The sequence below is a fragment of the Okeania sp. SIO2F4 genome, assembly GCF_010672385.1.
GTDB lineage: Bacteria > Cyanobacteriota > Cyanobacteriia > Cyanobacteriales > Microcoleaceae > Trichodesmium.
The window spans coordinates 1-22,679 of record NZ_JAAHGT010000047.1 but is presented as its reverse complement, the minus strand read 5'-3'; the positions used below and the strand labels follow the sequence as shown (position 1 = coordinate 22,679).

Below are 22,679 nucleotides of genomic sequence, written 5' to 3'. Positions count from 1 at the left end.
ACTACCACAAATAATCTCAGACCAGGAAGACTCCTACCACAAAAATAGAGTTTGAGTTTCCCCAACCCTCCACAGAATACTATCTATATTTTCATCAATATTCTGATTTTATTCTCTAGTCAAAAATTACTTGATTCTCTGATTTTTCCAGGAACATAAAATTACGTCAGGAAAAATCAAGAAGTCATAACAATTCCCACAAATAATGCTACAGCAAAAGTAGGGGTTGACTCTCTCAACCCCTACAGAATACTAGTTATATTGTCATCAATATTCTAGTTTGATTTGGTAGCCAAAAATTACTTGATTTTCTGATTTTTCAGGCAAGAGAAAATTAGGCAGAGAAAATTAGGCAAGGAAAAATAAAAGACTAATACCAATTGCCAAAAATAATGCAAAACCTTGAATACTTCCACAAAACAAAAGTAGAGGGTTTGAAAACCAAACCCCTACAAAATTCTTTTAACTACTACTAGCTGAATCTACCTGAGCAACTGGTTGAGGATTAGTAGTTTGTGGTTTCTTTTGAGTAACATTCAACTGACCACCACAATCTTTAAGCTCATAAAGCTTAACACCAATTTGATACTCATATTGACTCAATAACCTACCATAAATATATCCTGCTTTACCATCTAAAAATCCTAGTTGAATAAAGTAAAACAAAATAAACCTCAGCATAGGTTTAAAAGGCAACCTCACCCATATTTTCTTCAAAAAACGTTTCCGTTGTACCGCATCTCCAAATAAACTAGCACCAATAGTTCCACTATCACCCTGACCAGTCAGTAGATTATAATGTACACGCGCTTCCCAATTAGAATAACGGTTGTGTCTTTCTATCCAGTGAAATAAATCGCGAAAATCTTCGTGAAGCATATCATTTTTCAGATATCCCACATTACCAGTTAAAACAACGTGTTCGTGTACCTCATTATCCCCAGTATTCCGAACACCCTCAGTTTTCAAGTTTTCGTAGCGACCTTCTTTATGTTTAAATAATCTAAGGTTCCAATCAGGATACTTTCCACCATGACGAATCCATTTCCCTAGAAAAAATACTCTGCGGTTGAGATAATAACCATTATAATTTGGATCTTGAATAGCTATAGCAATTTCATCCCAAAGTTCTGGGATAATACGTTCGTCACAATCAACAATTAATACCCAGTCATTCCGAAAAGCTAAATTGTCTAAAGACCAGTTCTTCTTTTTCGGCCAAGTACCATTGAAATAGAACTGTACTAGATTTGCTCCATAACTTTCAACTATTTCGGCGGAGCGATCGCTGCTTTGAGAGTCTACAACAAATATTTCATCTGCTCTAGCTACACTTTCTAGACAAGCAGGTAAATTTTGCTCTTCGTTCTTAGCGGGAATTAGAACTGATACTGGTATCTTAGATGATGTCATAGTTAAAGAATTTATAAATGGGAATTACCTTAATTTATCGTCGCTACGCTCCAAAGGTTTTAGGTATTGGATGCTAGGGGTTGTTTTTTCTTCCTCACCCCAGAACCCTATCCTCTCGGTTGTTATCCTGAGTTTTAGATGGTACAGTAAACTTTTTTCGCCCATAACCTACAATCTATAACCTAACACCTTCTTCAATGTCTTGGATTTATTGATGTAGATATGATACCCTGAATTGCTGCACCTAAATAGCCTATTTGACCATAAGCATAGACAAAATTATCAAAACGCTTTGCCGGGTCTGTAATATTTTTTAGAGACTTATACATACCTCTAATCATTCTCTCACCCCCCCGCGATAGTTGGCCTAAACCTGCTTTACCAGCTAGTTGTTCTCGGTAACATTCACTAATACCTTGCCACCAACCTCGTTCAATAAACCAAGAAGGTTTTACCCTTTCTGGTGCTACATTATGAGCAACTAATGCTTCTGGCAGATAGGCTACTTGCCAACCTTGCTTTATTGCTAATTCTGTGGTATGTAATTCTTCGTTTGATAATAATTTTTTGCCAACTCGACCCAAGTTAGTGTCAAAACCACCAATTTGTTCCAGAAATGTCCGATGAATTGAATAGTTTAAACCTCTAGGAGTCAAACCAGGTTGTTCAATATATACAACTGAATCACCAAGGTTATAGTAACCTAAATTTCCGGATAATTCTGAAGATAGCCATTTGGGGGGGCTGATTCCTTCTGGCCAAATCAAGGTGACTTTACCGCCAGCAATAGCTAGTTTATCGTTACTTTGATAGGCTTCGTGCAGTACCCTTAACCATTGGGAACTAGCAATAGCATCATCATCAAGATAAGCTAAAATTTCAGCACTAGCTGTTTTTGCGCCTGTATTTCTAGCCACAGATAATCCTGTGACTGGTTCATAGATATATTTAACTTTGGGGTTGGGAAGTCTTGCTTCTACTACTTCACGGGTACGATCTTTTGAAGCATTATCTACTACTACTACTTCAAAGCTACCAGGAAAATCCTGTGCTAACAGGCTATCTATTGCAGCTCCTAAGTAAGTGTCCCGATTATGAGTACAGATAATGGCGGATATTAGGGCCATAGTTAGTTATAATTTTTTTACTTTGAAGTTGTTGTGGATATTGGCCTAATTTGCTGTTGCATAATTTATTATCCTTCATTTTTTAGTTTACCGAAAAAGTTCGAGAGCTTGAGAGCAATGTGACTTCAGTCCAGGGATTAAAAGCGATAGGGCTATTTTAACCCCCAGTCAACATATTTTATCACTATTTTCTATTTTACTCTATCTGTGTTAGAGTAAATATATCTAGAGAACGAGGGTAAATGGTTGATGCCTTAGGCTTTTGAATTCAAGATTAAAGCGAAAAAAATCAATATGCTCTCATCAATGAAGCAATCCGTATAGGTCAATTTATCCGCAATAAATGTATCAGATTGTGGATGGATGAAAGAGGTCATTTCAGTTATCAGTTATCAGCGAACCTCCGACTAAACTCGGAGGTTTGAAATACTGAGTTAAATATTTTTTTCATCCCCTATCCAAGGGGAGGCGCATGCCCTCTTTTTTTGGTAAAGGAAAAGCAAAATTATATAAATATTGCACTCTCTTAGCTAAATAATTTGTTTTTGCAAACAAACTTAATTCACAAGCTAGACAAGCAATGGCTGAAAGATTCTGGTCATCTATCTCTAGATTCTACGATGACTCTCAGAAAAAAATACCAGGACTTAAAGGATATCCAACTTGATTCGGCAAGGGGTCTCCCGTTATAATCTCCGATTTAACGGGAGGGGAATTGCCGACAGCGAGGTTATGTAGGTGTCGATTGATGTTCAACATATTGCTTTAATTGCTCAATAGTTACACCTCCACAGCTAGCAACAAAATAAGAACCCGTCCACAGTACAGGTTTCCTGTAAAACCTAGCTAGGTAATCAGCAAAGTCTCTCCGGATCAACCTACTAGAAACAGTTTTGAGATTGGCTATAAATTTGCTGAGTTGAACTTTTGGGTTAAATGTGATTAACAAATGTACATGGTCAACTTCACCATTAAACTCTACTAACTCACATTCCCACTTTTGGCAGGTTTCATCAAATATTTTATTTAAGTGCTGTCGTATCTCAGAAGTAATTACTTTTTTTCGGTACTTGGTGACAAATACTATATGAACAGTAAGAGAGTAAACAGACCTAAAACCTTTATTATAGTTGCTTGACATAATACAGCAGTAAATGTAAAATCAAGATATGATAATTACTTATTGCTATAAAATCAAGCCCACTTCTGAACAGTCAGCCAAAATTGATTATTGGTTAGAACTGTTACGGAGGCATTGGAATTATGCTTTTGGTCAAAGACTAGACTGGTTAAATAGAACTAGGTGTCAATTAGACCGATGCTCAATAGTGTCATGTCCTATCGGCGAGATTCCTGGCAAGCCTGATTATTATTTTCAACAATCAGCACTTAAACAAACAAAAATTCTCTTTCCAGAATACAAAGACATCTCCATACGAAGTTCAACAAATTAACTTACAAAGGTTGGATAAAGCCTGGAAACGTTGGTTAGTTCCAGATAAAACAGGCAAGAGATTTGGTAGACCAAGATTTAAGAAGCTTGGCAAATTAAGGTCATTAAGTTTTAGTAGGGTGAATCATCCTAAAGCTGCAATTAAGTTTGATGGGAAGCAAATTAGTATTAGCAGATTTGGTACTATTCCAGTTATAGTTCATCGAGCAATTCCAGATGGATTTGTTATTAAGACTGCAACTATAACTAAAAAAGCTGATGGTTATTATGTAAGTTTCAGCTTGGAAGACAAGTCAATTCCTAGTCTAATTACTACAGATAATATCAAAACTGCTGTAGGTATTGATGTAGGATTAAAAGAGTTTTTAACTACTAATACTGGAGAAACTGTTCCGGTTCCAAATTTTTATAGAAAAGCACAATCGAATTTAGCCAGAAAGCAAGGTCAAGCAGATAGAAAAGAAATTGGTTCTAATAACTGGAAAAAGGCTCAAAATAGAATAGCTAAATTGCATCAACATATTGCTAGGCAAAGAGAAGATTTTCATGTGCATTACTGCTCATAAATTAGTTAAAGAGTATGATTTAATTGCAGTTGAAAACCTTAATATTAAAGGTTTAGCCAGAAATAGCAAATTATCAAAATCAATTTATGATGTAGCCTGGGGTGCTTTTATTGAAAAGTTGAATGCAGTGGCGGTCAAACGCGGTGTTCATGTAGTCAAAGTCACTCCTCACAATACATCACAAAATTGTTCAAATTGTGGTCATAAAGTACCTAAAACTTTGTCAGTTAGAACTCCCGAATTGTCCTAAATGTGGAATAGTTTTAGATAGAGATGAGAATGCAGCAAAGAACATATTAAATAAAGCATTAAGCGAGGTGGGTATCATCTGGCCTGCTTGTGGAGGCTTAGACGTTGGTCAGCCTGAGAAGCAAGAAACTTTTGAAACTTGGGTTCAATTATCTCTGTTTTAGAAGCTCCCGTTATAATCTTTGATTTAACGGGAGAGACTTCACAATTTAAGAAACATTCTCGCTCAATTGAGTATAAAAGCACAGGCTGAAAGTTATCAGAAGATAGAAAATATATAACTTTCACAGATAAGCTAGGTATAGCAAAGCTCAAGTTAAAAGGGACTTGGGATTTGCATTTTTATCAGCTAGAACAGATTAAACGAGTCAGGTTAATCAAGAATCCCCGTCGCGAAGAACGCGGGGAGTGTCAACTTGGATATTTAATTCTATTCCCAATGAATTCTGCTTCACCCACTTCTGATAAATTAATTTTAGTCACTGGTCCTGCTCGTTCTGGTAAAAGTGAGTGGGCAGAAAGTTTAGCGACTAATTCTAGAAAAAAAGTAATATATATAGCTACCTCTCAAACTAATGCTAGTGATTTAGAGTGGCAAACTCGAATTGAACAACATAAAAACCGCCGTCCCCCTGACTGGATAACTTTAGAAATACCTGTCAAACTATCAGAAACTTTGGCTGCTTATTCTGATGCAGATTCTTGTATTTTGGTAGATTCTTTAGGTACTTGGTTAGCTAATACTTTGGAACAAGATGAACAAGCTTGGAATGAAACTTTAGAGGCACTAATTGAAAGTTTATTCAAAGCTAGTGGTGATGTAATTTTAGTAGGGGAGGAAACAGGTTGGGGAGTTGTTCCTTCTTTTCCTATGGGACGTTTATTTCGCGATCGCCTTGGTAATCTTATTCGTAGAGTGGGAGTCATTTCTGAGTCTGTTTATCTGGTTACTGGAGGTCATGTTTTGCATCTGAGTGCTTTGGGTGTACCTTTAAAATTTTAATTCTTAATTAATTCTCAAGGAATTAATGGTTGGGTTTGAACCAGAATTTTAATCATAAAAGTTACAATTAAATTAGATATTAAGGTATTAATACCGTTTTACGGAAGTCAAAAGTAAAAAAGGAGGATTGATTTGGCGGAAAACTTTAACTAACAATAATTTTAGGTAATTATTCCATACTAATTGTGTGAAATGATTTGTGATATTATTTTGGATAATTGGTATAACTGGTTGTAAATATCTCTATATTAAAGTAGAAAATAATCGGATCTTAAAAGTTATGGCATCCCGTAGTCAAATCAGAAAATACATTGCCTATTGGTTTCAGTTAGGCAAGAAAGTATTAATTAGTAATGGCCAGGAAGCTATAAGACCTCAAGTTGTAATTTCAGGCGATCGCTACAGTCAAGAATTTGAAGAATGCTGGCAGCAAATTTTATCTTTTGAATCAGGAGATTGTTATTTAGAAGGAACGAATCAAACAATTCAAGAATTATTATCTCCAGAGTGGGATATTAGTTCTTGTGCCCGTTGTTCAATGCCTATCCCATCTCATGTTAAAGGAATGCCTCCTGAGTGCTGTCCATGTTTCGATCTACCTAACTGGCCTGATACTGAAACACCATTGCCACGAGAGCCTATTTGTGGTAAATCACATCTGCTGGGTATTTGTAAGCGATTGTTAAGTATTAATCAGAAAGAAAACATTGATACCCACGATCGCAATTCTGAAAATGAGGAGTTTAAAGTCTCTTGAGGAAGTTGTTTTTCTTCCTAAGAAGAATAGACAAAAATCTCTAGGGCAATATAGTGAGGGCTGGCTGATTATAGCGCTTTTCATTAACATAGAATACAGAGATTTTGCCTTAAAGGCACTTATGCTGAGGGTAGAAGCGGTGCGATCCTGCGAGGTGCGACAGACGCAAGCGGTCAGATCCCGTGGGGTGCATTAGACGCAAGCGGTGCGACCACGCGGGGTGCGACAGTTGGCTTGGGGAACGCGCACCAAGAGTAGGGAATGCTGACCAGGAGAGGGAATGCGCACTCCTGTGAGGCAGAAGCAATGCAAGTCAACATTTTGGAAAACCGCTATAAGTTCTGATTTGTGAATTCTACCCAAACCTATGCATACTTTTTCAGCAAACCCTAATTATCCAAATTATCCAAATTTTTACCTAGAAAATTTTTAGGTTTAAACTTACTTTTTCACTCAGAGACCTATAGTTAATTATCAAAATCAGAAGCATTACTTGTTTTACCACCCTCATTAATTAATAATGCTACAGGGAAATGACTTAGCACATCTCTAATCCACAAAGTATCCTCTTGTTCCCCTTGTAAAACTTGTTGAGTAATCACATTTTTCCACACTAAAGAAGAACCTGAAGGTAAACAAATTCGTGTTTCATGCCATACTTGTTCACCTAAAGGATATTCTCCTTCTTGCACCAATTTAGTTAATAATCTAGGGGCAATAATAATAGCTGTAGTATCTCCCCATTTTCTGGAGAAAGCAACTATATGATCTTTCAAACTACCCATAACAATTAACTTTTGGTAATCTCCACGTTGAAATAATTCAACATACTCTCGACGCGCCTGCAAAGCTTGATAAGTTAAAAACATTTTAATCTTACCAGTCTCTGGAGTTATCAAAAGTTCTTCAATTAATCCCAAAATATCTGACTCTATTTTTGTCTTAATTTCCTGGAGAAACTCTACCCTTTTTTCAAAATCAATAGGACGACGGTTATCAGGATCGACAAGACACAAATCCCATGATTCTGTACCTTGATAAATATCAGGAACTCCAGGAGAAGTAATCTTCAGAAAAGTTTGAGATAAAGAATTCAAAATTCCATAATGTTGAACCTTACGTTGCAAAGGTCGGAAAGCTGCTAAAAATTCATTTTCTTGTGAATCTTTGAGTAGACTTTCTACAAATTTAATCAATGAATTTTCATAACTAGAATCTGGTCTCAACCAACCGGTATTAACTTTTGCCTCTCGTATTGCTTTAATAATATATTCTTTAATCCTTTCAACAAAAGTTGGATATTCAGTTTCATCAAAAGGAAAAGCTCCTAGTAAAGTTTGATATAAAAGGTATTCATCATTAGGTGCAGGAACATCTAAACCTCCAACACAATCTTTTTGAGGAGCATTAATTTCCTGCCATTTTTTCAGATAACTTTCCCACTCTTCCGGAATTTCTGAAAGTACATTAATTCTTGTTCTGACATCTTCTCCACGTTTTGTATCATGGCTAGAAGTTCCATTCATAGCATGAGGCCAATAAGCAATCTGATGTTGATTAAATCCATGAAATTCATCAATTGAAACTCCAAATTTACTAGGAGTTGAACCAACTTCATTCAGAGAAATGAGGCGATTATAGATGTATAAAACAGTATCTTCCACACCCTTTGCCATTAAAGGTCCGGTAAATTGTTGTAAACGCATGACAAAGTGTAGCCAATTATCTTTATCTTCCTGGTTTAAATATTCATCAAATTCTAATAAGAGAAACTTCTCAATAAAATTTAATTCATTCAAAAGTTCATTGATAAAAGTGGGTATTCTTTCTTTAGTTTTAGCAATTACTCCTTGAATACATTCCCGGTCAGCTTTACTTACCCCTTCTTTACTAATGTAAGTTCTATATACAGGAAATACTGACATAACTTCTACTAAAGCAGCTTTTAAACCAAAAGTAGTAAAATCACTAGCATATCTATATTTACTAGAAATATCCTTCAGTAAATGAGCTAAATTATCAATATCTCCAGCCAAATGCTTATTAATAATTAGTCTTTGATTTTCATCGACTAAGTGTTCATAATTAGAATTACCTCGAATAAACCGAGAGTAAATTTGATTAAATTCTTGTTCGTTGGAATTGTCACACAACAGACCATTTACATAATTTAAAAAGTCATAACCTGTAGTTCCTTGAACCGGCCAATTAACAGGTAGATCTTCATCAGGTTCGAGAATTTTTTCCACAACAATATATGGAGCATCTGCTTTTTCTCTGAGTCTGTTTAAGTATTGAGCAGGGTCGTATAATCCATCAATATGATCGATTCTCAGACCTGTAAATTTTTGCTCTTTCAACATTTCTAAAATTAGAGCATGGCTAGTATAAAAAACTTTATCGTCTTCTACTCTAACTGAGATTAAATCGTTAACTGTAAAAAACCGTCGATAATTCAATTCTTCATTACCAACCTTCCAGAAAGATAAGCGGAAATATTGATCGGATAATAATTTATCCAACAAGTCAAAACTTTCTGGTTTTCCTGGAACTCCGTTGAAAGTATTTATATTTTCTTGAATGAATTCTTTAATATCTGAATTTTCATTCCATAACTCCCACAACATCCCTTTAATAAAGCTAATTTGGTCGTATCTTTCTCTACCTTCCGAGCCAGAAGGAATGTATTTTAAACTATAAAGAACTCCCTGGAATTTAACAAAATCTGGGTTATTTCTGCCTAATTTATTTTTTAATCTGCCTATATCGTATGTTAAAACCTGAGTATAAGAATCAATTTTGATGGGAAACTGATGATCGTAATAGTTAACAGTTAATCCATTTTGAGCATACTGTAGCTGTAATTCTCCACTTTCGAGACAGTCTCCATAAAACTTGCCTAAAAATGGAGCTAAAACCCGACCTCTAATACCTTCATAAGGATGATTCCAATCAATATCGAAATAGTCTCGGAATTGAGACTCAAAACCATTTTCTAATACATCAATCAGAATATGATTTTGGCTATTAAATGCCATGTGATTTGGCACAATATCCTGTAGCCATCCCAGCTCATAATTTTTTATTTCTGCTGCTAGATTTTCAAATTTTTCTTTACCTCCTAATTCAGGATTAAGTTGATTAGGATTAACTACATCGTATCCATGGGTACTGCCTGTTTTTGCTCTGAATATGGGAGAAGCATAAATATCAGAAATTCCTAGTTCAGCTAAATATGCAACTATAACTTTAGCTGCTTCAAAGTCAAAACTAGGAGTAAATTGAATTCTATAAGTCGCTCGTGGAATTCGCATTGTTAAAATAGATATAGGTTATGATTAATTAACTGTTATGTTTTTCTCTAATTTATGATTTTACCTTTAACAGATAAAATTGTCTTTGTTTTCCAACTTGAGATGTGTCCTATCTAGAACTTAATATAAACTTATAGTAGCAATATAAACTCAAATTGGTTAACTCATACATACTAGTTTTCAAGGGAGGAGGCAAATTTACCTTTCTCCTCAACCTTCTCCTACAAGGATACGGGACTAATAAAATTTAGTTCTGCAGATATTGTACAATTTTTTTCTCTCATATACTTTTCTTTCTCTATTTTCCTTTTGCCTCATCCGTCACGCTCTGCAATATTTGATAAAATTTGTATTACTAAGACTCAGGAGTCAGTAGTCACGAGGAATAATATCTCAACATTTTTTAGAGTAAAGCTTAATTTTTACTCAAAGAAACATTTCATCTTAAATCTTTCAATCATGCAAAATTATATCAATTCCCAAAAATAATGCCAGACCTTGCTCAAGACTTCAGTTATTAATACCAAGTAGTAATAATGGTTGAGCAATTTTTTTAACTATTTTAGGCATTAACCGTTAGACTACTTATCCGTAATAACCCTACTTCGTACCGATGTTGCATGCAACGTCTCTACATACTCTGAACAAATATGTAGCAATAGTTTGGAGATTTTGTACTCACATTCCGCACGTCAAGTTGTAATATTAAAAGTAGTATGAAAATCGGTGACTGGCTAAGTATTTATACTATATATATCCTATTTATTCACCTTTCTCCTGAGTCAAATTCTCAGGAAAATATTAAGTATTTATGCTAAATTATTTACTCCTATTGACCACCATTATTTTCTCCTGACTCCTGACTCCTGACTCCTGACTCCTAATTTTTTATAATACGTTTTGAAGTGCGCAATGTAGGTTTGTATTATTTCAACCATTCTTTTTTAGACCTTATTATCATACCTATTTAGAGCTTCATAAAAAAAGTATTTTGGTGAGATCGGGAAATGGAGAATAGGCAATAATTTACTGTTAATTTTGCTGAATTTTTTCTTCCCCTACCTGGGAAAAATTTCTGATTTTTGATATTTGTTTAGTCACTTTATTGCACTTTTTTAAAGCCTTGCTAGGACTTAAACCTCTAATATATATGGATTCATTATTGATTCTCCCAACCCTAAGTAGGTGGGTGTAAAAAAATATAAAACCGATAGACAGATACCTGGTGAGCTGAGAGAAATTGTTTAATCACTATCCACATTTCTTATATTCCAGTGTTCCCTCTCAACAATCATTTTCTATTTAATTTGACCTACCTACTTATTTAAGGATTTAAATTTCAGAACTTATAATACTAAGAAGTTATTTCTCAAGAATTATGTTCCTGTTTTCCCTCTCAACAATCATTTTCTATTTAATTTGACCTACCTACTTATTTAAGGATTTAAATTTCAGAACTTATAATACTAAGAAGTTATTTCTCAAGAATTATGAAGTGTTTTTCCCCCTCGCAAATTGGGTATTACAGACTGCCAACTCACCAGATAAATAAGCAAGTTGTTAAAATTTAAAGGACGATATAGCTGGTGCTAGGTTCCCCCAACGCGAAGCGGAACTGACGTTCTATCCCTTTACCTGACAATACTTTACAAATAGTCTCTCAAACTACTCCTCATAAACAGCAAAGCTTAAAGGATTAATTGTTACAGTTTGTCCAGATAACAATTTTTCAGGTAAAGCAGCACCATTTTCTATCCATTCTTGGTCGGAAGAATTAAGTAGTTTTTGTCAATTTCCTTGAGGGAGTTTAAGTTCAAATTTGACTGACTGCTTTTCAAAATTCATCAGACTTAATACACTACTTTCTTCTTCCCACCTGTGAAGCCATAGTAAATTTTTATTATCCTAATTGAAATTCAGAACTTATCATACTAAAACTACTCCTCATAAACAGCAAAGCTTAAAGGATTAATTGTTACAGTTTGTCCAGATAACAATTTTTCAGGTAAAGCAGCACCATTTTCTATCCATTCTTGGTCGGAAGAATTAAGTAGTTTTTGCCAATTTCCTTGAGGTAGTTGAGGTTCAAATGTGACAGACTCCTTTTCAAAATTCATCAGACTTAATACGCTACTTTTTTCTTCCCACCTGTGAAGCCATAGTAAATTTTTATTATTCTAATTGAAATTCAGAACTTATCATACTAAAACTACTCCTCATAAACAGCAAAGCTTAAAGGATTAATTGTTACAGTTTGTCCAGATAACAATTTTTCAGGTAAAGCAGCACCATTTCCTATCCATTCTTGGTCGGAAGAATTAAGTAGTTTTTGCCAATTTCCTTGAGGTAGTTGAGGTTCAAATGTGACAGACTCCTTTTCAAAATTCATCAGACTTAATACGCTACTTTTTTCTTCCCACCTGTGAAGCAATAACACATTTTTATCAGCAACATTGTACACCTCAGTTTTAGTTCTATCTAGTTTTGCTAATGCCGGAATTTTTTTTCGTAGCTCAATTAGCCTTTTATAGAAAGAACGCAAAATTTTATATTTTCCTTCCCTAGATTTTTCCCAATTTAATTGAGAATCCATAAATACTTTTTCACCTTGAGGATCTGGCACTTCTCCAGACCAATTAAAAGACTTAAATTCTTCTGCCCTACCTTTTCTCACTGCTTCAACTAAGTTAGGGTCTCCATGACTGACAAAATACATAAAAGGAGCTTCTTCTCCATACTCTTCTCCCATATATAACATTGGTACAAATGGAGAAATTAATAATGCTCCTGCTGCCAGTTTTAATGCTTCAAAATTTACTAAAGCTGATAATCTTTCTCCAATTAATCGATTACCTATTTGGTCGTGGTTTTGAATACAAACTACAAATTTTTCTCCAGCAAAACCTAGAGTCGAATTACCATGATTTCTCTTACGGTGAGGTGAATATTCTCCAGTATAAACATATCCTTCTTTGTAAGACTTTTTCAGACATTCTATACTCTTAAAATCAGAATAATATCCAGAATTTTCTCCAGTTAAAAGACTGTGCAGAGAGTGGTGAAAATCATCACACCATTGAGCATCGTGACCAAACCCACCTTGTTCTTTTGAACGTAATACTCGCACATCATTTAAGTCACTTTCCGCAATTAAATAACGCTTCCTTCCATCACTTTTACTAAACTCTTCTACCCTAGCAGCTAACTGTTGTAAAAAAGGTTCGGCACTCATATCATAAATGGCATGAACAGCATCCAAACGTAAACCATCAATATGATACTTATCTAACCAATACAAAGTATTTTCAATAAAGAAATTACGGACTTCATTACTACATTCGTCGTCAAAATTAACAGCATTACCCCAAGGAGTATTATATTTATTTGTAAAGTAAGGACCATAATCCCAGAGATAATTTCCTTCTGGACCAAAATGATTATAAACAACGTCCAAAATTACAGAAATGTCAACTTGATGACAAGCATTAACAAGTTGCTTTAGACCATCTGGTCCACCATAAGAATCTTGGACACCATAAAGATAGACTCCATCATAGCCCCAGTTGCGATCGCCAGGAAATTGGGCAACTGGCATTATTTCTATAGTGTTTATCCCTAAATCTTTTAATTCTGGCAACCTAGGAATAATTGCTGCAAAAGTTCCTTCGGGAGTAAAAGTACCCACATGAAGTTCATAGATAATCATTTCTGCCAAGGGAATACCTTGCCAAGAAGTATCATTCCAAGTAAATTTTTGATGGTCTACTACTTTAGAAGGACCATGTACTCCTTGAGGTTGCCAGTTAGAAGCGGGGTCTGGTCGGTCAGTTTCTCCATCTAATTGGTAAAAATAGAGAGTTTCCAGGTCAATATCTTTGGCTTCTCCTTGCCAATATCCCCATTCATCTTTTTTTAGTTCAATTAATTTTTCTTGGGGATGTACAATATGTACTGCTAATTTTTCCCGCATGGGTGCCCAAACATTAAATTGGCATTTATTTGTTTCTGCTGAATAATGGCTACCAACTCTCATCGATTTAACGAGCATTCCTAAATTATCCTTTTCAAATTAATTATTTTATTTTAAATCCTAGCATTATGGTTATAAATCCCTCATTAGACAGTAAATTGGTATTTATTTGTTTCTGCTGAATAATGGCTACCAACTCTTATAAATTGAAATTTCCTTGGACGGTTAAGTTTTCGATCGGATATTGTTTGATTAGTGTCAAAAAAATGTCTTGGTGGGGAGGAAGTTGGCTCGACCGAATTAGCGTTACAAGCGGATTTACTGAATAAAAAAATCCTGATTACTTGAAGATTGAACAGAGCGATCGCCTAAAATATCTTTATGAATTATGCCTACCTTACTATGAAAATATCTATCTCCATCGACTTAGATCGAGTTGATAATAATGTTATAGTTTTTCATTAATATATATAGTGGTTTTGGGTAGATTTCGAGTAAGATTTGTGCCGATCGCTCATCTTTAACTATACTCTTCAGGAAAGATAAGTTGGAGACTAATTCCTCCTTCCCAAATAATGATTTAATAGCTGATAGCTGACTGTTGAATAGCTTACTTTATCTCAACTTCATAAACGCCTTAAAACAACAATTGAACGTTCCATAACAGGAATAGGAACCTCACTTTGATATTGCTTACCATTTTCTATAAAACGAGACTTACTCGTGTCAATCATTACCTCCCAATTTCTGTCTTGAAGTCCGGGAGGAATTGTAAATTCTAATAACTCGTAGTGAGCATTAAATAGTATCAGAAAACTTTCATCAATAATCCGTTCTCCACCTTCCCCAGTAGTAGGAATCTCTTCTCCATTTAAAAATATACCAATAGATTTAGCAAAACCAATATTCCATTGTTCTTCTGTCATTTCTCCACCATCAGGATTATACCAACCTATATCACTCACACTCGAACCGTGGATAGCACGACCTTGAAACCACTTCCGTCTATGAAATATGGGATGGCGACGACGAAAATATATTAACTGTCGAGTAAAGTCTAATAAAGCAGAATTTTCCGCTTGTAAATCCCAATCTAACCAGGCAATTTCATTATCTTGACAATAAGCATTATTATTACCTTTTTGGGTGCGCCCAATTTCATCTCCACTTAACAGCATTGGTACCCCTTGAGATAACATTAAAGTCACTAAAAAATTACGCCTTTGACGGTTTCTTAAATCCAGCACTCCTTCGTCTTCAGTTTCCCCTTCTTCTCCACAATTCCAAGAACTATTATTATCTTCTCCATCATTATTATCTTCTCCATTTGCTTCATTATGTTTTTCGTTATAACTAACTAGATCGTTGAGAGTAAACCCATCATGGGCAGTAACAAAATTAATACTAGCATTAGGTAATCTGCCATTAGAAGCATATAAGTCCGAGCTACCCGTAAAACGAAAAGCAAATTCCGCTAATGTCTGGTCTTCCCCTCGCCAAAAATCTCTGACTGTATCGCGATATTTACCATTCCATTCTGACCATAACAGAGGAAAATTACCAACTTGATAACCACCTTCTCCAACATCCCAAGGTTCAGCAATAAGTTTCACATCTGCTATAGTTGGGTCTTGGTGAACAATATTAAAGAAAGCTGCTAAATTATCTACTGCATATAATTCTCGTGCCAGAGCTGAGGCCAAATCAAATCGGAAGCCATCAACGTGCATTTCCGTCACCCAGTAACGCAGACTATCCATAATTAACTTCAATACTTGGGGGTGGCGAACATTGAGAGAGTTACCGCAACCTGTAAAGTCCATATAGTAGCGGGGGTCATCTTCTACCAAACGATAATAAGAAGCATTATCAATACCTCTAAAAGATAAAGTTGGACCCAAATGATTACCTTCTCCAGTATGGTTGTAAACCACATCAAGTATCACCTCAATGCCAGCATTGTGTAATGCCTTAACCATTTCTTTAAACTCTATAACTTGCTCCCATGTTGTCTTCTTAGAGCTGTAGCCACTGTAAGGAGTAAAATAATTAATAGAGTCATAGCCCCAGTAATTGGATAATCCTTGATCTACTAAATGCCCTGGGTATCGAAGGAAGTGATGAACTGGCATTAACTCTACTGCTGTAATACCCAGAGACTGTAGATAAGCGATCGCTGCCGGATGTGCCAACCCTGCATAAGTACCCCGTAACTCTTCTGGAATATCGGGCTGTAGTTTAGTAAACCCTCTAACGTGAGTTTCATAAATGATTGTTTCATGGGATGGAATGCGTAATAGTTCATCCCCTTCCCAATCAAAACTCTCATCAATAACCACAGATTTTGGCATTAGATGGGCATCATCATCTAAAGTACATACCAAGTCTTTTTCTGGATCGTCCCAAGAATAGCCAAATATTTCTTTACCATAGATTACATCACCATCTATTGCTTTGGCGTAAGGGTCAATTAGTAGTTTATGAGGGTTGAAACGATGACCTTGGGATGGATGGTATGGGCCATGAACCCGGAATCCATATTTTTGACCAGGGTTGATACCAGGAATATAGCCATGCCACACAAAGTTACTCACTTCATTGAGAGTTAAGCGTGTTTCTTTATCTTCTTTATCAAATAAACATAGTTCCACGCTAGTTGCGTTTTCAGAGAATATCGCGAAGTTAGTGCCTTTACCATCCCAGAATGCTCCTAGGGGATATGGTTTTCCTGGCCAAAGTGGTACATACATAGATAAACCGAGAATTATTTACAATTAGAGGACTATTTTTATATTTATAACAGCAAACGGTGGGAGCTATCTAGTGCAAGCTTCTAGATCGCCAGAGAATATTATTACTAGAAAGATAGAGTTAACAAGCACTTGAGATTGATTGGTATTTAGTCACTTTAATGGTATTATTACAAGCACCTACACAGAATTATTTACACAAGCGATAGCTTACAAAGTAAGGATTTTAGCTTCTAAAATGTGTAATTTATTTTGTCTACATCCTTATAATAATTATTTTATTGCTTTTTTTGAACCCTAAAAAAAATTCCAAAAAAGCACAGTTAACCTGTGTAATGTAAGTTCATAGCACACAGGCTTCCATAATTTTAGATGTATTTGTCATCAGACAATACTTCCAGAGTTGCCCCTTTAGCGGTAAAAAAAATGAAAAAACAAAGAATTATCAAATTAAAACGATTTAAAATAGCTTACTTTCCTATTCCCAAGTGTGCTTGTACAAGCTTGAAACTTTTATGTTATTATTTAGAAGGCAAACACAAATTTCCAATAAAAAAAATCAAACTTCAACGAAAATTCAAGTTTTTATTTTACCCAAAATTCATCTTTCACCCAAAAATCGTTACAGAGAATGATGTCCATGACTTTTGGGGATATCAAAGAGAAGAAATAAATCCATATTTGCTAGCTGAATATTTTAAATTTACTGTTGTTAGAGACCCCGTAAAAAGGTTTATTTCTGCTTATAAAAATCGGATTTTATTTCACCAAGATATAAAAAACTCTAAGTTCGTCAAAGTAAATATCCAAGAACTTGGTTTACAAGAATATCCAGAAGTAAATTTTTTTGTTCAGAATCTAAAAGAATACATGAAGCTTTCTAGACAAATCGATATCCACTTTTCATCTCAATCCAATCACTTAATGAATGATTTAGGTTTTTACGATTTTGTATGTCCAATAGAGGATATGGAAAACCTCAGAAGCAAACTTTCCCAAATAGTAGGTACTAAAATAGACATTCCCAAAACACAAACTGGAGGTTCTCCAATCACCCTTAAAGATTTAACCGAGGAATCTTTATCAAAATTGATAGAGTTTTATGCTGAAGATTATGAATTATTACAAGATTATTATTCTGTAGATGTCATTAAGGCAGAATTTGAAAGAGTAAGGAATCTCTAAACCGCAATAGCTTATTTGCGCTGGTTAGCTAGTAAAACCGCCCTTAAGCTGATATAGCAACCCTTCTGTCAATAATCTTAAAGAAGTTTAATATATAACCCATTTGGTATCTTTAGCCTTGGTTAAATTTTTGAGTCAGGAGTCGTCTCTGAGAATTAGGCAATACAAGAAAAAGGTGGAAAAATACTCCAATATACCTTCAATAGCTCATCTGGCCATCTTCCCTACTCCCTTTTCATAGATCCCAAATGGGTTATATACGATCATTGGAAAACTCTACATCATCTTGTCAATCTTATCCAATCGATCGATACGCTTCAAAAGTCGTATAAAAGCAAACCCCATCACCACAACCAACAAGAGCAACACCAAAGCCAAACTAACCTGATTATTAACATATAGAATAGTCGCCGACAAAGTAAAACCACTAATCAATAAAGCATAATTAGTACCCATTTGCACACTACCAACTCGACGAACCAACCTATCTGTTTCCGTCGCCCGAACCCGAACCCTAATATCCCCCTGCTCCAACTTATCAATTGCATCCTCAATACGACCAGGCAAACCCAAAGCAGTAGAACTAACCTGAGCCGCTTGACGACCAAGCTCATTAAAAATAGTATTTTGAGAATTTCCATCAGACATAAGCTGCATGGCAAACGGTTGTGCCACCTCCATAAAATTAAACTCTGGGTCTAAACCCTTACCAACCCCTTCCAAAGTAGAGAAAGCTCGCATCACAAAAGTAAAAGTTGCCGGAAAACGGAAAGGTTGGTCATAAGCAACCTCATACAAATCGTCACTAATAGCCGTAATTGACTGAGCTTCAAACGGCTTATCCATAAAATTATCCAACATATATTGGATAGAACGCCTCACAGGTCCCATATCTCCAGTAGGAGTCAAAGCTCCCAAATCTATCAGAGACATAATTACCCTCTCAGCATCTTTTGAAGCAATCCCATAGAGAGTATCCATGAGTTTCTCCCGGATGTTAGACTTAATTTGCCCCATCATGCCAAAATCATAGAAAATTAATCCCCCTTCTGGACTAACAGCAATGTTACCGGGATGAGGGTCAGCATGGAAAAAGCCATCATTCAAAAGTTGCCGTAAATATGCTTCAGCACCCATTCTTGCCAAAGCCTTTCTATCTTGACCTGATGCTTCCAGAGCTTCATAATTACTAATTTTGATACCTGGAACATATTCCAATGTCAGTACCCGTGGCGCTGAATACCGCCAATAAACCCTGGGAACTCTTACCCAGTCACAGTTGCGGAAATTACGACGAAAAGTATCGGCGTTGCGGCCTTCGTTGAGATAATCTATTTCTAGCCAGAGAATTCGGCAACATTCTTGATAAATACCCAACCAGTCTCGACCCCGACCCCATTTCGGGTGACTTTGAAAATAACGAGCTATTCCTTTTAGAATAGTCAAATCAATTTGGAATAGTTTTTTCAACCCTGGTCTTTGTACTTTAACTACTACATCTTCACCAGAGTGAAGTTGCGCTCTATGAACTTGACCTAAACTAGCGGCAGCTAAAGGAACTGGGTCGAAGCTTGGGTATAGTTCTTCTACCTTTTTCCCCAGATCCTCTTGGATAATTATTTCTACTTGTTCGTAGTTAAAAGCGGGAACTTTATCTTGAAGTTTTGAAAGCTCTTCAACGTATTCTGAAGGAAATAAGTCAGCACGGGTGGAGAATAGCTGCCCCAACTTGATAAAGGTAGGGCCTAACTCTAGCATTGTCTCTCGTACCCAGATAGCTTGTTTCCGGCGTCTGAGATTTTTCTTTTCTTCTGTTACTCCCCCCCGGTAGCTCCAATCTTTTTTGTCCACCCAAAGCCAAGTTAGCCAAAGGAGAACGAAACTCCAAATATCAATGTAACGACGCTGGCGAGAGTAATTTTCTTTGTTCCAGCGATAAGCTTTCTGACTATAGGGTTTGCTGGGGGCTTTAGTCATTGAGCCTCCAGTTGTATAGTTAGCTTGTTCTTTGTGGTTAATAATGTCATCGAAGAGAACAGACACAATAGCAGTATTTTATAATTTGTGATATTATTAAAGGTTTAGCTCATAGCAATAGAAAACAATGAGCGTAGGTATAGTTTTTGACATCCTCCCCGCGCCTTTTAGGCGCGGGGAAACAACCGAGCCGTAGCCCCTCGGCGGGGTGAGATTCACAGTTGGAAGTCCCCTGTTTTATCTATTGATTCAGTTTCGGGGTAAAAGCCCTGTCATAGTATACTGAATTAAAACAGGAAGAGGACTTCACTTCTAATATATATATGGCAACTTCTCAGGAGCTTGAAGAATCCCAGATTGTCTTTCAAGGCCAACATCGGGTATATGTCAAGAAGAGCGACTGCGATATTTTTGCAATTCTGCCCTGACTTGAGCTACCTCAGCCCTTAGATCGTCAATTATGGCTTGTAGGTCTTTGGGCTGAGAGTCCAATTCCTCAGAGTTATTATTATTATTGGTGTTATTTTCTGCTTGAGCTTCTCTATCTGCTCTTTCTAAAACTTGGTCAATAAAGCCACGCAAGTTTTCTCTTTGCTCTGCGTCAAATTTACCTAGTCCACTGAGGGTATTGGTGATGCTATTTTCTAGTTTTTCATATACTCCTTCTGCAATAGCTCTACCGACAAAGAAAGCATGAATTGGTGATTTACTCATAAAAAAAGAGTTTATTTTGATAGTTTACTAATCAATTTAGATGTTTTTTTAACTAATTGGGCTTGTTTTTTTATCTGCTTAACAAACTGTCTATTGATGTTTAAGTTTGGTCAATGAGCCAACCTTTGGTTAAATTTCAACAGATTCAGATTGAAATATATCTCACTCACCACCTCTGATTCAAATATCTAACTATTTAATTTAATTTTGTACTCATCTTCATGTTTGAGGCCTAATTTCTCACTTGGAGTAAAGATGTGATTCTGATTGTAAAGTATTGTATCACATTATTTTATAAGTGTCTTACCTAGTTTCTTAAAAGATGTTGATCTTTAGGTGAACGACCTAATATCAATACTATAGCTATGATATGGGCTTTTATATTTACCAGGAATAGGGTTCTTAGTTTTGCCAAACGACTTACATTCCGAGGGAATGGAAGTATTGCCAGTTCCTTATACCATTTTACGGAAGTCAAAAGTCAAAAGTCAGGCATTAAGATTTTACAGGCTAAACACTTTGAAGCTACATTCAACAATTAATAATTAATTATTAATTATTAATTATTACCTCTCCTTGAAAAGGAGAGGATTGACTAATCATGAAATTTTTTTCTTCTCAAGGGGAGATTGGATATGGCGCACTTCGGAGCGGCTCTGTCAAGAGCGGGAGACCTCGCCATCCCATCCTAGGTCATGCTGCCTCTTTCAGCTTCGCTAACGCAAACGACCGCTTGTTTCTTCTTTAAAGGAGAGGCTTTAAACTTTAATTATTCGGTAATTTCAGGGAATTATTTCACATATAGCAATCCTAAATTGATTGTGACATTTTTTCTAATAGTTAATTTGAGCTGAAAACCTCTAACATTCTGACTCCTGTACGTCGCCCTACCGACGAGGACTATACCTGATTTCTGACTCCTAACTGCCAGCAAAATATTACAACTGTGCAGAGGATTGCTGTATATAGTTTGAAACTATTTGTGATATTTGTGAAATCTTTAAAAGTGAATTCGTATAAGGATTTTATCTACCAAAAGCACATTAATTTTCATAGTAGGGCAGCTTATTTATTGCACTTTTTAAACTAATATTTGTCACAAAAATAATCAAATTTTCATTAGTATGTTTGACTAAAATAATAAATAAAGTATTGCTCAAAAAATACTTTCAAAATATAAATTTATCTCAAAAAAATCAAATTAATAGTAGTCATCTGGGTACTGATTTTGCTGCGGATATTTAGGTTTATAATCAGAAGGATAATATGATCTTTTTGGCAAATCAACCTTGGCACTATTGTCATTAGAGGAATAATTTTCAGGAGATACTTGAGTTTTCACATCAGCAGAATAATCTGCTTTTTCTGACCAAGATTCATCCTCATTAGAAACAGACAAACTATTTGGGACAAATTCATTCTGTTCAAAATATGGCTTAGGTAATTTGTTTAATTTTGGTGGGTTCATCGAGTAAGTTTTGACTGAAGGAGAACCAAAAAGAGGACTAGACGGGTCGTGATTTCGGAAAGTGTAATTTTGCTCTTGCTTCAAACTTTCTAATAAATTACTTGATGTCAAAGATGCTATTTTGTTATTAGTTTTAGCATGGCTATAACGCAAGGTAATATTAAAACCTATCCATCCAAAAGTTCCGGCAGTCAAGACAAACAACAAAAAAATTGTTAATTGCAAAGAAAGTTGATTAATCCAACTAAATTTATTATCTGTATAACTAGGGGTGAAAACCGCGTCATTGTAAGGTTTAATATTTCTTTTATCAACCTTTTTTATAGGAACTTCATTAGTAATATATTTACCTACTTTCTGCTCAATAGTTGACTCTGATTGAAGCTCCGTAAATTTGTCATTATTGTTAAATATAGATGCTTTCTGTGTTAAATAACTATTCTGTTTTTTTACCTCTAAAATATTTGATTCATTTAAAAGAAGTGCTAACCAACTTTCTACAGTTTGAGGTCGTTTTTCAGCATCTATTTCTAATCCCATGAGAATAGTCTTCTCAATACCTGGAGTAAGATTAGGTTGAAAATCTTTTAACTCTTTTGCAGAAAATTTAAGTGTTTGAGGAACAGCTTGAGAGAGCCTTAAAGCTCCAGGAGTAGGAGTCTTACCAGTAAGTAAATAGTATAATGTAGCTGTTAAAGCATAAATGTCTGTTGTCGGACTTAACTTTTGTTGT

General features: G+C 35.5%; 14 protein-coding genes and 3 pseudogenes. 7 read left to right on the top strand and 10 right to left on the bottom strand.

Annotated features, from left to right (window positions below; translation table 11 throughout):
• Nucleotides 1–462 precede the first annotated feature (462 nt).
• The 3 genes from F6K22_RS05380 to tnpA all read right to left on the bottom strand — a co-directional run bounded on the left by F6K22_RS05380 (nt 463) and on the right by tnpA (nt 3,681).
• Nucleotides 463–1,413 carry a glycosyltransferase family 2 protein gene (locus tag F6K22_RS05380; RefSeq protein WP_293094231.1) on the bottom strand — a complete coding sequence of 317 codons (951 nt, stop codon included), beginning with the start codon at nt 1,411–1,413 and terminating at the stop codon, nt 463–465.
• 194 nt (nt 1,414–1,607) lie between these two features.
• Nucleotides 1,608–2,540, bottom strand: coding sequence for a glycosyltransferase family 2 protein (locus F6K22_RS05375; RefSeq protein ID WP_293094228.1), 933 nt, complete (start codon nt 2,538–2,540; stop codon nt 1,608–1,610).
• Nucleotides 2,541–3,270: 730 nt separating this feature from the next.
• Nucleotides 3,271–3,681: an IS200/IS605 family transposase gene (gene tnpA / locus F6K22_RS05365; RefSeq protein ID WP_293094225.1), complete on the bottom strand. Its 411-nt coding sequence runs from the start codon at nt 3,679–3,681 to the stop codon at nt 3,271–3,273.
• A gap of 28 nt (nt 3,682–3,709) precedes the next feature.
• On the opposite strand from tnpA, the gene F6K22_RS05360 reads away from it, so the two are divergent.
• From F6K22_RS05360 to F6K22_RS05335, 6 genes and pseudogenes are all read left to right on the top strand, one after another.
• Nucleotides 3,710–3,994, top strand: coding sequence for a helix-turn-helix domain-containing protein (locus tag F6K22_RS05360; RefSeq protein ID WP_293094222.1), 285 nt, complete (start codon nt 3,710–3,712; stop codon nt 3,992–3,994).
• Nucleotides 3,894–4,559: an RNA-guided endonuclease InsQ/TnpB family protein gene (locus F6K22_RS05355; protein ID WP_363272890.1), complete on the top strand. Its 666-nt coding sequence runs from the start codon at nt 3,894–3,896 to the stop codon at nt 4,557–4,559. Before F6K22_RS05360 ends, F6K22_RS05355 begins: the two co-directional genes overlap by 101 nt.
• The gene (locus F6K22_RS05350) at nt 4,540–4,809 is read left to right on the top strand and encodes an RNA-guided endonuclease InsQ/TnpB family protein (protein WP_293094220.1); all 270 of its coding nucleotides are present in this window, start codon (nt 4,540–4,542) and stop codon (nt 4,807–4,809) included. The genes F6K22_RS05355 and F6K22_RS05350 overlap by 20 nt, the downstream gene beginning before the upstream one ends.
• Before the next feature lie 204 nt (nt 4,810–5,013).
• Nucleotides 5,014–5,190, top strand: a pseudogene (locus F6K22_RS05345) (transposase); the annotation flags it as partial.
• A gap of 57 nt (nt 5,191–5,247) precedes the next feature.
• A complete protein-coding gene (gene cobU / locus F6K22_RS05340; RefSeq protein WP_293094241.1) occupies nt 5,248–5,811 on the top strand; it encodes a bifunctional adenosylcobinamide kinase/adenosylcobinamide-phosphate guanylyltransferase in 564 nt (187 codons plus the stop codon).
• 280 nt (nt 5,812–6,091) lie between these two features.
• Nucleotides 6,092–6,568 (top strand): hypothetical protein, encoded by a 477-nt coding sequence (locus tag F6K22_RS05335; RefSeq protein ID WP_293094217.1) that lies wholly within the window; start codon nt 6,092–6,094, stop codon nt 6,566–6,568.
• A 467-nt stretch (nt 6,569–7,035) separates the two neighbouring features.
• On the opposite strand, the gene treY is transcribed toward F6K22_RS05335, so the two are convergent.
• From treY to glgX, 4 genes and pseudogenes are all read right to left on the bottom strand, one after another.
• The gene (treY, locus tag F6K22_RS05330; protein ID WP_293094213.1) at nt 7,036–9,882 is read right to left on the bottom strand and encodes a malto-oligosyltrehalose synthase; all 2,847 of its coding nucleotides are present in this window, start codon (nt 9,880–9,882) and stop codon (nt 7,036–7,038) included.
• Nucleotides 9,883–11,819: 1,937 nt separating this feature from the next.
• Nucleotides 11,820–12,023, bottom strand: a pseudogene (locus tag F6K22_RS05325) (malto-oligosyltrehalose trehalohydrolase); the annotation flags it as partial.
• A 68-nt stretch (nt 12,024–12,091) separates the two neighbouring features.
• Nucleotides 12,092–13,930 carry a malto-oligosyltrehalose trehalohydrolase gene (gene treZ, locus F6K22_RS05320; protein ID WP_375340137.1) on the bottom strand — a complete coding sequence of 613 codons (1,839 nt, stop codon included), beginning with the start codon at nt 13,928–13,930 and terminating at the stop codon, nt 12,092–12,094.
• A gap of 548 nt (nt 13,931–14,478) precedes the next feature.
• A complete protein-coding gene (gene glgX, locus F6K22_RS05315; RefSeq protein WP_293094210.1) occupies nt 14,479–16,602 on the bottom strand; it encodes a glycogen debranching protein GlgX in 2,124 nt (707 codons plus the stop codon).
• 426 nt (nt 16,603–17,028) lie between these two features.
• On the opposite strand from glgX, the gene F6K22_RS05310 reads away from it, so the two are divergent.
• Entirely contained in the window at nt 17,029–17,787 is a 759-nt protein-coding gene (locus F6K22_RS05310; protein WP_293094207.1) for a sulfotransferase family 2 domain-containing protein, read from the top strand.
• 276 nt (nt 17,788–18,063) lie between these two features.
• Here F6K22_RS05310 and F6K22_RS05305 read toward each other — a convergent pair whose 3' ends face one another.
• From F6K22_RS05305 to F6K22_RS05295, 3 genes and pseudogenes are all read right to left on the bottom strand, one after another.
• Complete coding sequence (locus F6K22_RS05305; RefSeq protein WP_293094234.1) at nt 18,064–19,764, bottom strand: ABC1 kinase family protein; 1,701 nt, start codon at nt 19,762–19,764, stop codon at nt 18,064–18,066.
• Between the two features lie 387 nt (nt 19,765–20,151).
• A complete protein-coding gene (locus F6K22_RS05300) occupies nt 20,152–20,478 on the bottom strand; it encodes a DUF6825 family protein (protein ID WP_293094204.1) in 327 nt (108 codons plus the stop codon).
• Nucleotides 20,479–21,679: 1,201 nt separating this feature from the next.
• Nucleotides 21,680–22,679 (bottom strand): annotated as a pseudogene (locus tag F6K22_RS05295) (hypothetical protein); the annotation flags it as partial.